14 protein-coding genes are annotated in these 14,708 nt (G+C 69.3%); 12 read left to right on the top strand and 2 right to left on the bottom strand.

The features are described from left to right. Nucleotides 1-2 precede the first annotated feature (2 nt). The 7 genes from EV137_RS28980 to EV137_RS28945 all read left to right on the top strand — a co-directional run bounded on the left by EV137_RS28980 (nucleotide 3) and on the right by EV137_RS28945 (nucleotide 8,196). Entirely contained in the window at nucleotides 3-944 is a 942-nt protein-coding gene (locus EV137_RS28980) for a zeta toxin family protein (RefSeq protein WP_134008789.1), read from the top strand. A 129-nt stretch (nucleotides 945-1,073) separates the two neighbouring features. Further along, a complete protein-coding gene (gene bioA, locus EV137_RS28975) occupies nucleotides 1,074-2,345 on the top strand; it encodes an adenosylmethionine--8-amino-7-oxononanoate transaminase (protein WP_445991798.1) in 1,272 nt (423 codons plus the stop codon). Beyond that, nucleotides 2,345-3,466: an 8-amino-7-oxononanoate synthase gene (locus EV137_RS28970; RefSeq protein ID WP_134131512.1), complete on the top strand. Its 1,122-nt coding sequence runs from the start codon at nucleotides 2,345-2,347 to the stop codon at nucleotides 3,464-3,466. Before bioA ends, EV137_RS28970 begins: the two co-directional genes overlap by 1 nt. Next, nucleotides 3,463-4,119, top strand: a complete 657-nt coding sequence (bioD, locus tag EV137_RS28965) for a dethiobiotin synthase (RefSeq protein WP_134008799.1) — start codon at nucleotides 3,463-3,465, stop codon at nucleotides 4,117-4,119. The genes EV137_RS28970 and bioD overlap by 4 nt, the downstream gene beginning before the upstream one ends. Then, the gene (locus EV137_RS28960; RefSeq protein ID WP_202871188.1) at nucleotides 4,116-5,204 is read left to right on the top strand and encodes a cytochrome P450 family protein; all 1,089 of its coding nucleotides are present in this window, start codon (nucleotides 4,116-4,118) and stop codon (nucleotides 5,202-5,204) included. Before bioD ends, EV137_RS28960 begins: the two co-directional genes overlap by 4 nt. A gap of 363 nt (nucleotides 5,205-5,567) precedes the next feature. After that, entirely contained in the window at nucleotides 5,568-7,118 is a 1,551-nt protein-coding gene (gene guaA, locus EV137_RS28950; protein ID WP_134131510.1) for a glutamine-hydrolyzing GMP synthase, read from the top strand. Nucleotides 7,119-7,212: 94 nt separating this feature from the next. Next, nucleotides 7,213-8,196, top strand: coding sequence for an ArsR/SmtB family transcription factor (locus EV137_RS28945; protein WP_134131509.1), 984 nt, complete (start codon nucleotides 7,213-7,215; stop codon nucleotides 8,194-8,196). 111 nt (nucleotides 8,197-8,307) lie between these two features. Here EV137_RS28945 and EV137_RS28940 read toward each other — a convergent pair whose 3' ends face one another. Next, a complete protein-coding gene (locus EV137_RS28940; RefSeq protein ID WP_134008806.1) occupies nucleotides 8,308-9,102 on the bottom strand; it encodes a TetR/AcrR family transcriptional regulator in 795 nt (264 codons plus the stop codon). A gap of 71 nt (nucleotides 9,103-9,173) precedes the next feature. On the opposite strand from EV137_RS28940, the gene EV137_RS28935 reads away from it, so the two are divergent. From EV137_RS28935 to EV137_RS28920, 4 genes are all read left to right on the top strand, one after another. Further along, nucleotides 9,174-10,007, top strand: a complete 834-nt coding sequence (locus EV137_RS28935; protein ID WP_134131508.1) for an NmrA family NAD(P)-binding protein — start codon at nucleotides 9,174-9,176, stop codon at nucleotides 10,005-10,007. 16 nt (nucleotides 10,008-10,023) lie between these two features. Next, nucleotides 10,024-10,587 carry a DinB family protein gene (locus EV137_RS28930; protein ID WP_238175616.1) on the top strand — a complete coding sequence of 188 codons (564 nt, stop codon included), beginning with the start codon at nucleotides 10,024-10,026 and terminating at the stop codon, nucleotides 10,585-10,587. A 63-nt stretch (nucleotides 10,588-10,650) separates the two neighbouring features. Next, nucleotides 10,651-11,574, top strand: a complete 924-nt coding sequence (locus EV137_RS28925) for an SAM-dependent methyltransferase (protein ID WP_134131507.1) — start codon at nucleotides 10,651-10,653, stop codon at nucleotides 11,572-11,574. Between the two features lie 32 nt (nucleotides 11,575-11,606). Then, complete coding sequence (locus EV137_RS28920; protein WP_134131506.1) at nucleotides 11,607-12,623, top strand: Rv2578c family radical SAM protein; 1,017 nt, start codon at nucleotides 11,607-11,609, stop codon at nucleotides 12,621-12,623. Between the two features lie 72 nt (nucleotides 12,624-12,695). Here the strand turns inward: EV137_RS28920 and map are convergent, their stop codons facing one another. Next, the gene (gene map, locus EV137_RS28915) at nucleotides 12,696-13,463 is read right to left on the bottom strand and encodes a type I methionyl aminopeptidase (RefSeq protein WP_134131505.1); all 768 of its coding nucleotides are present in this window, start codon (nucleotides 13,461-13,463) and stop codon (nucleotides 12,696-12,698) included. A 77-nt stretch (nucleotides 13,464-13,540) separates the two neighbouring features. Between map and EV137_RS28910 the strand changes: the two genes are divergently transcribed. Next, nucleotides 13,541-14,677 carry a CapA family protein gene (locus EV137_RS28910; RefSeq protein ID WP_238175615.1) on the top strand — a complete coding sequence of 379 codons (1,137 nt, stop codon included), beginning with the start codon at nucleotides 13,541-13,543 and terminating at the stop codon, nucleotides 14,675-14,677. Nucleotides 14,678-14,708 lie beyond the last annotated feature (31 nt).

Below are 14,708 nucleotides of genomic sequence, written 5' to 3'. Positions count from 1 at the left end.
TCGTGACGAGTCCGTGGGGGATCGGGCCGGCGGGGGCTGATCGGGAACCGCTGGATGCGGGGGAGAGCGCACAGATCTTCCGCGAGCGGATCGTGCCTGACCAGCTCGCCGGGAGGCCGCAGGAGCATCCGGTCGTGGTGTTCGTCGGGGGCCAGCCGGGCGACGGCAAGGCCACGATCACCGCGCTGGTGGCCGCGATCCTGCGCCACCGCGGCCGCCCCGTCGTCCTCAACCCGGCCGCCTACGAGCCGTACCATCCACGCTTCTACCAGCCGATCAGCGACGTACCTCCGACACCGAGCCCCGGCGTCGAGGCCGACGGCCGGCGCTGGTACGCGATGGCAGAGGCGCACGTGATCGAGCAGCGGTACGACGGGATCGTCGAGACCGAGCTCCTCGACCCCGACGCCTTCGCGGACTCGGCCCGGAGATTCAAGGCGGCCGGCTACCAGGTCGAGGTCGCGATCCTTGCGGTTCCCGAGGCTTTCAGTCGCCTCGGCGTGCTCGAGCGGCATCTACGCGCACTGGAGGCCTACGGCTTCGGCCGGCTCGCCCCGCAGAGCGTCCACGATGCCGGCTACGCAGGTGTACTGCGGGCCGCCGAGCTGATCGACGGCGGCGAGTGGGCCGACCGGATCGCCGTACTGCGTCCGGACGGCCAACTGCTCTACGGCAATCAGCGGGCTGCCGCCGGTGAGTGGCAGCGACCGGTCCGGACCGCCGAGGCGATCATGTACGAGCGGGACCGCCCGTGGACCGTGGTGGAGTCGCGGTACTTCCTGGACACCACTTCGCAGGTCGCCCGGATCGGGCTGGCGGCGCCGGTGCAGTGGATCCGGGACGAGTCGGTCGAGGGCGGGAAGACGGTCACTGCGCTGGCTCGCCCGCGATTGCATCCCGACGCGGTGACGTTGCACATCGCAACTGCCGGCACCCAGCAGTAGGAGATGTCGCCCACATCCTGACCACCCGCGCCGTCCTTCGCGGCAAGCAGCGATTACCGTTGGGGATCCTCAGGATGGAGGAGCGCGGTGTCACAGTCGGTCAATGGGTGGCTACAGCGGGACGCGGAGTTGCTATGGCATCCGTACTCGTCGCTGGCCGAGCCCTCGCCGGTGCGGCTGGTCCGGAGCGCGGACGGCGTACGGCTGCAGCTTGACGACGGTACGGGCGGGACGGTCGAGGCGATCGACGCGATGGCGTCCTGGTGGTGCATGATCCACGGCTACCGGAACCCGGTGCTGGACGCCGCGTTGAAGCGCCAGGTGGACGAGTTCAGTCACGTGATGTTCGGTGGGCTGACCCACGAGCCGGCGGTCCGGCTGGGCGAGCGGCTCGTGGAGATCACGCCGGAGCCGTTGCGGCACGTGTTCTTCTGCGACTCCGGATCGGTCTCGGTCGAGGTGGCGATCAAGCTCGCGCTGCAGTACCAGGTTGCGCGCGGCAACCATGGGCGTACGCGGATGCTGACCGTCCGCGGCGGGTACCACGGCGACACGTTCGCGCCGATGAGCGTGTGCGACCCGGTCAACGGGATGCATTCGCTGTTCACCGGCGCGCTCAAGGAGCAGGTGTTCGGACCGCAACCGCCGGCCGGCTTCGACCGGCCGGACACCGATCCCGAGCTGCAGGCCTGGGCCGGCGAGCTGGCGGCACTGGCCGAGCGACATGCGGGTGAGATCGCGGGCATCATCGTCGAGCCGGTCCTGCAGGGAGCCGGTGGGATGTACCCGTACAGCCCTGCCTGCCTGCGCGTTCTCCGCGAGCTCGCCGACCGGCACGGCTTCCTGCTGATCTTCGACGAGATCGCCACCGGGTTCGGCCGCACCGGCACGTTGTTCGCGTCCGAGCACGCGGGCGTCGACCCCGACATCCTGTGCGTCGGCAAGGCGCTGACCGGCGGCTACCTGACGCTGGCCGCGATGCTGTGTACGTCGGACGTCGCGCACACGGTGTCCAACGGGCCGGGTGGTGCGTTGATGCACGGGCCCACGTTCATGGCGAACCCGCTCGCGTGTTCGGTCGCGCTCGCGTCGATCGATCTGCTGCTCTCACAGGATTGGGCTTCGCGGGTGGCTGCGATTTCCGCGGGGCTTTCGGCGGGGCTCGCTCCAGCGGCCGAGTTGCCTGCGGTGAAGGACGTACGGGTGCTCGGCGCGGTCGGCGTCGTACAGCTCGGTGGGCCGGTGGACCTGCCGCGGCTGACCGAGGCCGCGTTGCGTCGCGGGGTCTGGGTCCGGCCGTTCCGCGATCTCGTCTACACAATGCCGCCGTACGTCTGCACCGACGCCGACATCGCCACCATCGGCGCGGCAATCACAGGCGCGGTCGAGGAGGCCGGCTGATGTTGGAGGACTGGCTCGCCCCGAAGGCTGCCGCGCTGGAGGCCCGCGGTCTGACCCGGCGGCTCAGGGCGCGGGCCGCGGACGGTGACCTGATCGACCTCGCGGGCAACGACTACCTCGGCCTCGCTCGCGATCCGCGGGTGGTGACGGCCGCGGCCGACGCCGTACGCATCTGGGGAACAGGCTCGACCGCGTCCCGCCTCGTCACCGGTACGACGGAACTTCACGAGGAACTCGAATCCGCTCTGGCGGCGTACGCCGGGCAAGAGTCCGCGCTGGTGTTCTCGTCCGGATACCTCGCCAACCTCGGCGTCGTCACCGCACTCGGCGGACCGGGAACCTTGCTGGTCTCCGACGAACACGTGCACGCGTCGCTGGTGGACGCCTGCCGCCTAGCGCGGTCCCGGGTCGAGATCGTTCCGCACAACGACGTCGAGGCCGTCGAGAAGATGCTTGCCGAGCGCAACGAGCCGCACGCGGTGGTGATGACGGAGTCGGTGTTCAGTGTGCTCAGCGACGAGGCGCCACTGCTCGAACTGGCCGCGGTCGCCCGCGCGCACAACGCCGTACTGCTGGTCGACGAGGCCCACGGGTTGGGGGTCAGCGGCAACGGTCACGGCTCCGTGCATGGGGCGGGTCTGGCCGGGCTGGAGCATGTCGTCGTCACCATGACGCTGTCCAAGTCCTTGGCCTCGCAGGGCGGGGTCGTGCTGGGGCCGTCCGTGCTGCGCGAGCACCTCGTCAACCGGGCACGTCCCTTCATCTACGACACCGGTCTGAACCCAGCCGCCTGCGCCGCTGCTCTTGCGGCATTGCAGGTTCTACAGGCCGAGCCCGACCGCCCTGCGGCGATTCACGCGGCCGCGGCGCGGTTGGCGTCTGCATGTGATGTGCCGCCGTCGCGTGGTGCGGTCGTCTCCGTCCCGATGCCGGGACCGCGCGAGACCGTCCGAGCGGCCGAGCTGTGCCTGCAGAACGGCGTACGCGTGGGGAGTTTCCGGCCGCCGACCGTCCCCGACGGCATCTCTCGGCTCCGGCTCACCGCGCACGCGGGACTGTCGGCCGCCGATCTCGATCGCGCCTGCGCCGTGATCGTCGATGCGATCGGGACGGTTTCATGATCACCTTCGTCACCGGGACTGACACCGAGATCGGCAAGACGATCGTCACGGCCGCGCTCGCGGTGCGCGCCGGCGCGTCGGTCGCGGTCGTCAAGCCGGCCCAGACCGGCGTCGGCCCCGACGAGCCGGGCGACCTCGCCGAGGTCGTCCGCCTCAGCGGCGTGACCGCACTGCATGAAGGCGTCCGGCTGCCCGAACCGCTCGCGCCCACTACCGCCGCCCGGCGTGCCGGGATCCCGCTGCCGTCGGTCGAGGAGTACGCCGCATCGATCGACGACCTGGCCCGGACCTACGACACCGTGCTGGTCGAGGGCGCCGGTGGACTGCTCGTCGGACTCGATGCTGATGGCAACAACCTGGCGGATCTCGCGGAGCACCTGACGTCACCGTTCAGGTTCGTTGTGGTGACACGCGCCGGACTCGGCACGCTGAACCACACGGGGCTGACCGTCGAGGCGCTGCGCGCGCGGGAACTGCCGGTCGAGGGGCTGGTGATCGGGTCGTGGCCGGCCGAGCCGGATCTCGCCGAGAGCTGCAACCTCGAGGATCTTCCGGCGACGACCGGCGTCCCGGTGATCGGGCGGATCCCGGCCGGGGCCGGCGCCTGGAGCCGAGAGGAGTTCCGGGCCGCCGCACCGGGATGGTTCGAGTGACGCCCTCCGCTTCCGGTGACGGGTCGACGGTGGCCGGCTGCCCGGCCCGGTACGACGAGACCCTCGGGTACTGGGTCGTCGACGACCCGGCGCTGGCGCGGGAGGTGCTGCTCGACCCGCAGACGTTCCGCCCGGACAACGCTGTACTCGCCCACACGCCGCTGTCCGTGAAGGCGCTCCGCGTCCTGTCCGGTGTCGGCTTCGCGCTGCCGCCGACGCTGGCCAACAACGCGGGGGAGTCACACCGCCCGATCCGTGCCGCCGTCGCCCGCTTCTTCAGCCCCGCCCGCGTCGCCGCTGCGGAACCGCTGGCCCGAGAACTCAACGACTCACGAGTTGCGGTTGCCATGAAAGCCCTTGCTGACGGCCAACAGGTTGACCTGGTGCAGGCGATCGCCGCGGAGCCGCCGGCCCTCGTCGTACTGCACCTGCTCGGCCTGACGGACGTCGACGTACCTGCGCTGAAGGCCTGGAGTCTCGACTCGCTGGAACTGTTCTGGGGCTGGCCCGATGAGGACCGGCAGCTGGAGCTGGCGCACAGCGCGGCCGAGTTCTACGCATGGTTGCGCGCGCGTACGACGGCCGCTCGGAAGGCGCCTGGTGACGACCTGTTTGGTGTGCTGGTCAGTCTGGGACTGACCGATGAAGAGGTGTGCGCGGTCGGCTACTTCTTGCTGATCGCCGGGCAGGAAACCACGACCCAGCTCATCTCCACCGCATTCCAGCGTTGCCTGGACGACCCCGGCACCACAGTGGAACAGGTCCTCCAAGAGGCGTCCTCGGTCCCGACCTGGCGCCGAATCACCGCCGAGCCAACCACCCTGGCGGACGTGGAGCTGCCGGCCGGCGCCCCGATCCTCCTCGGCCTGACCGGCCACGGCGGCCCACCCGACCTAGCCTTCGGCATAGGCATCCACCGCTGCCTGGGCGCCGCCCTAGCCCGAATGGAAACCCAAGTAGCCCTCAACTGCGCCCAGCACCTACTGATCACCGTGCACCTCGCCGAACCCCCACCAATGATCGACCTACTCTCGTTCCGCGCCCCGGCGCGGTTGCTGGTGGCTCCGCGCCACAAGGCGCCGTAAGTTCCGGCTGGCCTGGTCGAGTGGGGAGTTCTACTGGTCCTCTCAGGTAGGTAGGACTCCCCGAACCACCAAGCATCCCTGCGGAACAGTTGAAGTGTCTTCGGGTTGTAACTCTCCGTAATACGGCGGACAACTCGCGTCGCTAGCGTCGGGTTGTGAGCTTTCCGACTCGGTGTCGTGTGCGGTTGTGGTTCGGGGTGCATCTGATTTCGGACTACATCGGTGACCAGGCGGGTGCGGCTCGGTACGAGGCTGCGATGCGGCGGCGGTTTCCGGGGCTGGAGGTGACCAGCGAGGTCTTGGCGGTGACTGGTCGAGCGGTGGATTACAGCCCTGCTGACCTGCACCGATAGGCTTTGCCAGGTGACGCAGCATGAGTTGGTCCTGGTCGTCGATTTCGGGGCGCAGTACGCGCAGTTGATCGCGCGCCGCGTGCGCGAGGCGAAGGTGTACTCCGAGATCGTGCCGCACTCGATGCCGGTCGAGGAGATGCTGGCGAAGGGGCCGAAGGCGATCATCCTGTCCGGCGGCCCGCAGTCGGTGTACGCCGAGGGCGCGCCGCGGGTCGACTCCGGGCTCTTCGAGGCCGGCGTACCGGCGTTCGGGATCTGCTACGGCTTCCAGGCGATGGCGCAGACGCTCGGCGGCGAGGTCCGGCGTACCGGACTGCGCGAGTTCGGCCGGACGCCGGTCACGGTGAGCGAGGCAGGGACGCTGCTCGCCGACATCCCCGAGGACCTCAACGTGTGGATGTCCCACGGTGACGCGGTGCACGCGCCGCCCGCCGGGTTCGCCGTACTCGCGGCGTCCGAGGGCGCGCCGGTGGCGGCGTTCGAGGACCTGGACCGGCGGCTGGCCGGCGTGCAGTGGCACCCGGAGGTCCTGCACTCGCAGGCCGGGCAGGCCGTGCTCGAGCACTTCCTGTACGAGATCGCCGGCTGCAAGGGCGACTGGACGACGAGCAACGTCGTCGAGGAGCAGGTCGAGCTGATCCGCGAGCAGGTCGGCGACAAGCAGGTGCTGTGCGCGCTGTCCGGCGGCGTTGACTCCGCGGTCGCGGCGGCCCTGGTGCACAAGGCGATCGGCGACCAGCTGACCTGCGTGTACGTCGACCACGGTCTGCAGCGGGCCGGTGAGTCGGAGCAGATCGAGAAGGACTTCGTCGCCGCGATCGGGATCCGGCTCGAGGCGATCGACGCCGAGGAGCAGTTCCTGACCGCGCTGGCCGGGGTCACCGACCCGGAGCAGAAGCGGAAGATCGTCGGCCGCGAGTTCATCCGGACCTTCGAGGCGACTGCGCGCAAGGTGGACGCCGAGCGGCACATCGAGTTCCTGGTCCAGGGCACGCTGTACCCGGACGTCGTCGAGTCCGGCGGCGGTGCCGGTGCCGCGAACATCAAGTCGCACCACAACGTCGGCGGGCTGCCCGACGACCTGCAGTTCAGCCTGATCGAACCGCTGCGGACGCTGTTCAAGGACGAGGTCCGCGAGCTCGGCCTGGCGCTCGGCCTGCCGGAGACGATGGTCTACCGGCACCCGTTCCCGGGCCCCGGTCTGAGCATCCGGATCATCGGCGAGGTCACCCGCGAGCGACTGGACATCCTGCGCGCCGCGGACCTGATCGCGCGCACCGAGCTCACCGCGGCCGGTCTCGACCGCGACATCTGGCAGTTCCCGGTGGTCCTGCTGGCCGACGTACGGTCGGTCGGCGTCCAAGGCGACGGCCGGACGTACGGCCACCCCGTCGTACTGCGCCCCGTCACCAGCGAGGACGCGATGACCGCCGACTGGGCCCGGCTGCCGTACGACGTGATCGAGCGCATCTCGACCCGTATCACCAACGAGGTCGACGAGGTCAACCGCGTGACGCTCGACGTCACCAGCAAGCCCCCGGGCACCATCGAGTGGGAGTAGTTCTGCGTCACGGTGAGTGACCCCGAGGGCTGTTACGGTAGTTCTGTTGCCCGTTGACCACGGCGGGTGACTTTCCTCGGGGGAGGAGACCGTGGTGTTCCGCGTTCATTTCGAGTGTGCGGATCTGGCGAGGACGACGATCGCGCAGGAGCCCGATCCGTTGTGGGAGGTCCTGCTGGGTCTCCACGTCCTGCAGACCGACTACGAGCCGGAGACTTTCGGCACCTGGCGGGAGCGGGCGAGGGCCCGGCTGAGCGCGCTGGAGCAGGAGTTGCTCGCGCTGGCCCCGCCGGTGGGTTATTCACCGGATTTCCTGACACCGCGTGCCGCGGGTCAAGGGCTCGAGGCGGGACTGGCGGCGGTCGCCGCCACACCGCCCGGTCAGCTGAGATCCGAGCTGAGCAGGTTGTCGGACAGCGTGCGGTTGCCGGCCTGGAGCCGGCGGCTCGCGGCCGGTGAGAACAGCGTGATGACCCGGCTCGTGCAGGGGCTGCGGTCGTTCCACCGGACCAAGATCGCGCCGCAGATGCCGATGATCACGCCGGCGATCGAGGCGACGGTTGCCAAGCACAACGGCACCGTCGCCGGCGACGGGTTCGAGTCGCTGATCCCGCAGCTGCACCCGACGCTGCGCTGGGAGGCGCCGGTGCTGTCGGTCGACCTGCCGCACATCGACCGGGATCTGTACCTGAACGGTCGTGGGCTGCGGCTGGTGCCGTCCTTCTTCTGCTGGAGGAAGTACCCGATGATGCTGCTCGATCCGGCGCTGCCACCGGTGCTGGTGTACCCGGTGCGGCACGCCGACCGGGCCGAGGCCGTCGTACGCCACGCTGACCGCGATCGCGCCGTTGCCGATCTGCTCGGGAAGACCAGGGCACGAGTGCTGAAGAGCATCTCGAGCGGCGCATGCTCGACCAGCGAGCTGGCGGCCCGGGCCGGGATCTCACTGGCCTCGGCCAGCGAGCACGCGCGGATCCTGCACAACACCGGCCTGGTCACCACACACCGCATCGGCAGCTCGGTCCGCCACATGCTCAACCCGATCGGCGCCGACGTCCTGACAGGCGCCCGGACCTAAAAATCCTGCAGCTCGACAGGATGTGTCGGCTGATTTCACCTGGTCGGCGGTGCTGCTGAGCGTGGCGGCGCCTGCGCCGGCCGGACACCTCCTGTCGAGCTGCCGATCTGGCTAGGGCTTCATCGCCTGGATGCCGTCGAGGAGGCGGTCCAGGCCGTAGCGGTAGGACTCGGCGGCGGCTTCGCGAGTGGACGACTGGTAGCCGTCCGCGTGCCAGATCGTGGTCATCGCGGGGTGCCGGTCGACGTCGAAGTACGTCTCCCACAGGTCGTTGCGCTCGTACCACCAGGCGTCGTTGGTCTGACCGGTCGCGCGCTCGACCAGTTGACTCTCCGCCTCGAGGCTCGCCGCGGAGTCGACGTACGTCGCGATTGCGAGCGCAGCCGTATTCGTCTCGAGCGCTCCGAGTCCGAGACCGAGCAACGCGGACAGGAGGTACTCGCGGCCGGCCAGCATGCCCGGACCGACCGGCGGGCGGATCGTCGAGACCTGTGACAACCACAGGTGCCGCTGGAACATCGCACGGGTCTGCTGGGAGTAGAGCTCCACCTGCTCCCGCCAGTCGTCCGGCCGCGGCTCGCCTGGCCCGGGCAGCTCGCGCTCGCCGAGCACCTGGTCCACCATCAGGTCGAGCAGCTCGTCCTTCGACGGCACGTAGGTGTAGAGCGTCATCGTGCCGACGCCGAGCTCCTTCGCGAGCCCGCCCATGGACGCCGCCGCCAGCCCTTGGTCGTCGGCGAGCTGGATCCCTGTCCGGACGACGTCGTCGACGTTCAGGGACGGCCGCCGGCCGGCCCCCCGCTTCCTCGCTGGTTCGTCGGCGAGCGCGGTCGGCTGGCGGTGGTTGCGCCACAGCAACGCCAGCGTCTTGTCCGGCTGCCCCTCGCCACTCCGCCGCTCGCTCACGGGGCCAACGATAGGCGCTTCCTTGAATTCTCGTATACCCTACGGGAATTCATCGGTGAAAGGAGTTGGGGATGACGATCCTGGTGACGGGCGCGACCGCGAGCGTCGGCCGGCTGTTGGTCGACGAGTTGGTGGCAGCGGGCGCGCCGGTGCGGGCGCTGACCAACACGCCGGCCCGGGCCGCGCTGCCGGACGGCGTGGAGGTCGCCCGCGGGTACCTCGGCAAGCCGGAGACGCTGCCCGCGGCGCTCGCCGGCGTCGACACCGTGTACCTGGCGCCGCTTCCGGCGTACGTCGACGACTTCGTCCGCTGCGCGCGGGACGCCGGCGTGCGGCGGGTCGTCGTACTGTCGGGGGAGCCTGCGGACTACGAGGCGCAAGGGGATCCGTCGACGTGGCACTACTACCGGATCGAGCGGGCGATCGAGGCCGGCGGCTTCGACTGGACGTTCCTGCGGCCGGGGCAGTTCATGAACAACACGCTCGACTGGGCTCCGTCGATCAAGGCCGACGGGGTCGTGCGGGCGCCGTACGCCGGCGCGGTGCAGACGCCGATCGACCTCGCCGACATCGCGGCCGTGGCGCGGGTGGTGCTGCTGTCGGAGGAGTACAGCGGGCAGAAGATCACCATGAGCGGACCGGAGGGGATCACACCGCCGGAGCAGGTCGCGTGGATCTCGGAGGCGATCGGGCGGGAGGTGCGGTTCGAGGAACTGACGCCGGACGAGTACGTCGAGGGGCTGGCGCCGGTGATCGGACGTGAGACGGCGCAGTGGCTGCTGGACGGTTTCCGGATGATGGCCGAACATCCGATGAAGCCGGAGCCGGCGGTGCGCGACCTCACCGGCCGGCCGGGTACGACGTACCGCGAATGGGCACGGGCCAACGCGGCGGTCTTCTCCTGAGGCATGATTCGAGATTGTGAAAGAAACTTTGCACGACTACCTCCGTAAGGCCCGCGAGGCGATGGTCTGGAAGCTCGACGGACTCGGCGAGTACGACATCCGCCGGCCGCTGACGCCCAGCGGGACCAACCTCCTCGGCCTGGTCAAGCACCTGTCGATCGTCGAGGCCTGGTACTTCGGGAAGACCTTCGACCGGCCGTTCGCCGAAGAACTGCCGTGGTGGGACGACGACGCCGAACCGAACGTCGAGATGTGGGCGACCGCCGACGAGACGCGCGCCGAGATCGTCGACCGGTACCAGCGGGCGTGCGCGCACGCCGACGCGACGATCGAGGCGCTCGACCTGGACGCGGAGGGCCAGGTGCCGTGGTGGCGCAACCCGACAGTGACGCTGCACGGCATCCTCGTCCACGTCCTCGCCGAAACCAGCCGTCACGCCGGCCATGCCGACATCCTCCGCGAACAACTGGACGGCACGGCAGGCCTGAGCCCGACCAACTCGAACCTCCCCGAACAGGACGTCGCCTGGTGGGCCAACTACCGCGCCCGCGTCGAAGAGGCCGCCCGCGCCGCCGTTTGACGCTCCTGGGTTGTCGGCGACGGGTGTAAGGGTGTTGTTCCGTATCCTCGCGGAAGGCGGAACATGAACTCCACCAGGCACGATCGAGACACCTGGGACCTGGCATCGAGCGTTGGCGCTACCGCCACCCTGGCCGCGACGGCCCGGGCGATCGCGACCCGCTCGGACAGTCGGCTCATCGACGACCCGTTCGCCCAACCGCTCGTCCGGGCGGTCGGTGTCGACCTCCTCGCCCGGCTGGCTTCTGGTGAAGAGCCTCCCGGCGAGTTGGTCGATCGGGCCACGATCGACGGGGCCAAGGTACGGGGCAAGTTCTACGACGACTTCTTCCTCGACGCGACGAACGCGGGCATCACGCAGGCTGTGATCCTGGCCTCGGGGCTGGATTCCCGCGCGTACCGACTGCCATGGCCGTCCGGGACTGTGGTGTTCGAGCTCGACCAACCCGATGTCATCGAGTTCAAGACCCGCGCACTGGCCGAGTTGGGTGCTGCACCAACCGCTGACCGCAGGGCGGTCGGGGTCGATCTGCGCGACGACTGGCCCACCGCACTTCGCGCCGCCGGCTTCGATCCGGCGCAGCCGGCCGCATGGTGCGCCGAAGGGTTGCTGGGCTACCTGGCGCCCGACGCGCAGGACCGCTTGCTGGACACCATCACCGAGCTCAGCGCGCCGGGAAGCCGCGTGGCGACCGAGAGCAGGCCAAACCCACGGCCCGGCGACGAGCGCAGGACGAAGGCGGGCCTGGATCGCATCTCCGAACTCTGGCGTGCGCGCGGCTTTGACCTGGACCACGCGAGACTCCGCTACTTCGGTGAACGCAACGAAGCAGCTCCTTACCTCGTGGATCGCGGCTGGGTGCTGAATGCTTTCAGCACCCGGGACCTGCTCGCTGCCAACGGCCTCCCATCCCTCGAGGGTGACGAGTTGCGCATGGGCGGCCTGCTCTACGTCAGCGGCATCCTCGGCGCCCGCGCCGCCGTTTGACGGTTGTGGGAACATGTGTTCGACTATGAGGCATGAGGTGGGCTGGGCAGCGGGTTGATGCCGAGACTCCGGGGACGTTGCCGGGGCTCGGGTCGATTGCGGGGCTGGTTCGGTCGGTGACGACGCCGGAGTTCCAGGGGATCACGTTCCACGAGGTGCTGGCGCGGTCGGCGCTGAACTCGGTGCCTGGTACGGCGCTGCCGTTCAACTGGACCGTCAATCCGTACCGCGGGTGTTCGCACGCCTGCCGGTACTGCTTCGCGCGGCCGACGCACAAGTACCTCGAGCTCGACACCGGGCTGGACTTCGACCGGCAGATCGTCGTGAAGACGAACGTCGCCGACGTCCTGCGCCGCGAGCTGGCCCGTCCGTCCTGGCGTCACGAACAAGTTGCCCTGGGCACCAACACCGACCCGTACCAGCGCGCCGAGGGGCGCTACCGCCTGATGCCCGGTATCATCGAGGCCCTCGCCGGCTCGGGTACGCCATTGTCGATCCTCACCAAGGGCACCCTGCTCCGCCGCGACCTGGAGTTGCTCTCGGCGGCCTCCGCCGAGGTCAACGTCGGCATCGGCCTCTCGCTCGCCCTCGGCGACGAAGCACTCCGGCGCCGCCTCGAACCCGGCGTCCCCTCGGTCCGCGGCCGCCTCGACCTGATCCGAGCCGTCCGCGAGGCCGGTCTCCCGTGCGGCGTGATGGTTGCCCCGGTCCTCCCGTGGCTGACCGATTCCCCTGACCAGCTCGACCACCTGTTGGAGCAACTGTCCGCGGCCGGCGCCACCGGTGTAACCCCTCTCGTCCTGCATCTACGCCCAGGCGTGAAGGACTGGTTCATGCAATGGCTGGCCCACGACCACCCCGACCTCGTCAGCCGCTACACCTCCCTCTACGCCCACGGCTCCAACGCCTCCCCGAGCTACCGCAAAGCCTTCGAAGAAAAGCTCCGCCCCCTACTGGCCAAACACGGCTTCGCCCGAGGCTCCACCCACCGCACCCGACCCATCAACGGCATGCACCCTCCGAAACCGTCCCAGGAGCCGTTGTTCTGATGTACAACCTGGCCTGGGGAGGATTTCGTGCCGAATCGGGGACAAAATCCTCCCCAACCCGCCGGGGTCCGGCTACGGGAGGGTGAGGATCTGGGGGCCTTCGGGGGTGATGGCTATGGTGTGTTCGGCGTGGGCGCCGCGGGTTCGGTCGGCGGAGCGGAGGGTCCAGCCGTCCTCGTCGATGCTGTAGGTGGATCCGGGGCCGGACCAGAACCAGGGCTCGATCGCGAAGACGTGGCCGGCGCGGAGTTTGAGGCCTCGGCCGGGGCGGCCGCCGTTGGGGATGTGCGGATCCTCGTGCATGCGGCGGCCGACGCCGTGGCCGCCGAAGTCCAGGTTGGTGCCGACGCCGGCCCGGTTCCCGACCTCTCCGATGGCGGCGCCGATGTCGCCGATCCGGTTGCCCTCGACAGCGGCCGCGATCCCCGCGGCGAGCGCCTCTTCGGTCGTCGCGATCAGTTCCAGGTCCTCGGCCCGCGGCGTACCGACGCAGAAGCTGATCGCCGAGTCCGCACACCACCCGTCGACGGAAGCGCCGCAGTCCACGTTGAGCAGGTCGCCGTCGGCGAGCCGCTGATCGGACGGCAGCCCGTGCAGTACGGCGTCGTTCACCGACGTACAGATCACGCCGCTGAACGGCGAGGTCGCGAACCCGGGCTGGTACCCGTCGAACAACGACACCGCCCCGGCGGAACGCAGTACCTCGCGGGCCACCTCGTCGAGTTCACGCAAGGAGACGCCGACCGCGGCCTGTTTCTTCACCGTTGCGAGCGCGGTGCCGACCACCCGCCCGGCCGCGCGCATCTGCTCGATCTGCGCCGGGGTCTTCAACTCGACCATGATTCCTTCTACCACAACCCCAACCAACCGGACCTGCGCAGCGTCTTCAACGACAACAAGGGTTTTGGGGGACGGGAATGGCAGTACGACGACGCGCGGTGCTCGGGGGAATGCTCGCTGGAGCCGCGGCCGTGGCGACGAGCGGATGCATGGCGGACACGTTCGCGGACACGGGCGGTCAGCCGACGAAGAGTGCGCAACCGAAGCAGAGCAAGCCGGCCGATCGGATCACGGTCGTCGCTACCGGCGACGTACTGCTCCACGAACGCCTGTGGACCACCGCGAAACGCGACGGCGACAACGGCCGCTGGGACTTCGCGCCGCTGATGAGCAGCGTGAAACCCCTTGTCCAGAAGGCGGATCTCGCGATCGCACACCTGGAGACACCGCTGGCTCGCGATGGCGGTCCGTACCACGGCTACCCGCTCTTCCAAGGTCCGCCGCAGATTGCCACGGCGCTCAAGCAGACCGGCTACGACCTCTGCACGACCGCGAGCAACCACAGCTTCGACGGCGGCGCGGCCGGCATCGACCGGACCCTCGACACGTTGGACAAGGTCGGACTCAAGCATGCCGGTACGGCGCGATCGCGGGCCGAGGCGGAGCAGATCACGATCGTCGATGTCGGGGGAGTGAAGGTCGCGTCGCTCAGCTTCACCTTCGGCTTCAACGGGCTGCCGTACCCGAACGGTGAGACCTGGCGGGCCGGCAAGATCAGCACGAAGACGATCAAGCTGAAGGCTCAAGAGGCTCGCGACCGCGGCGCCGATCTCGTGCTGGTCAGCTGCCACTGGGGTACGGAGTACTCGAACAGGCTCAACGACCAGCAGCGTGAGGTCGCTCCGCAACTGCTTGCCGACAGCAACATCGACCTGGTGATCGGGCATCACGCACATGTCGTGCAGCCGATGGAGGAGTTCGACGGCAAGTGGGTCGCGTACGGGCTCGGCAACCTGGTCGCAGCGCATCGCGAACCGAACAGCACCAAGGCCGAAGGTCAGCTGGCCCGCTTCACGTTCACCCGTAGCGGCGACCGCTGGACGACCGCGGCCGAGTACGCGCCGCTGCTCATGACGGACGACCTGCCGGTGCGAGTCCTCGATGTTCGACGGGAACTCGCGAAGGACACGCCCCGGCGTAGTCGCCTCGAACTGGCGCAGCGCCGTACGACGGAGACCGTGACGGCACTGGGCGCGACGCCGAAAATGCTTTGAGTCAAGGCGTCGCGGCGGTCTAGGGTCGGGC

Source organism: Kribbella pratensis (assembly GCF_004366075.1).
In the GTDB taxonomy this organism is placed as follows: Bacteria; Actinomycetota; Actinomycetes; order Propionibacteriales; family Kribbellaceae; genus Kribbella; species Kribbella pratensis.
This window is presented reverse-complemented; position numbering and strand designations above follow the sequence as displayed.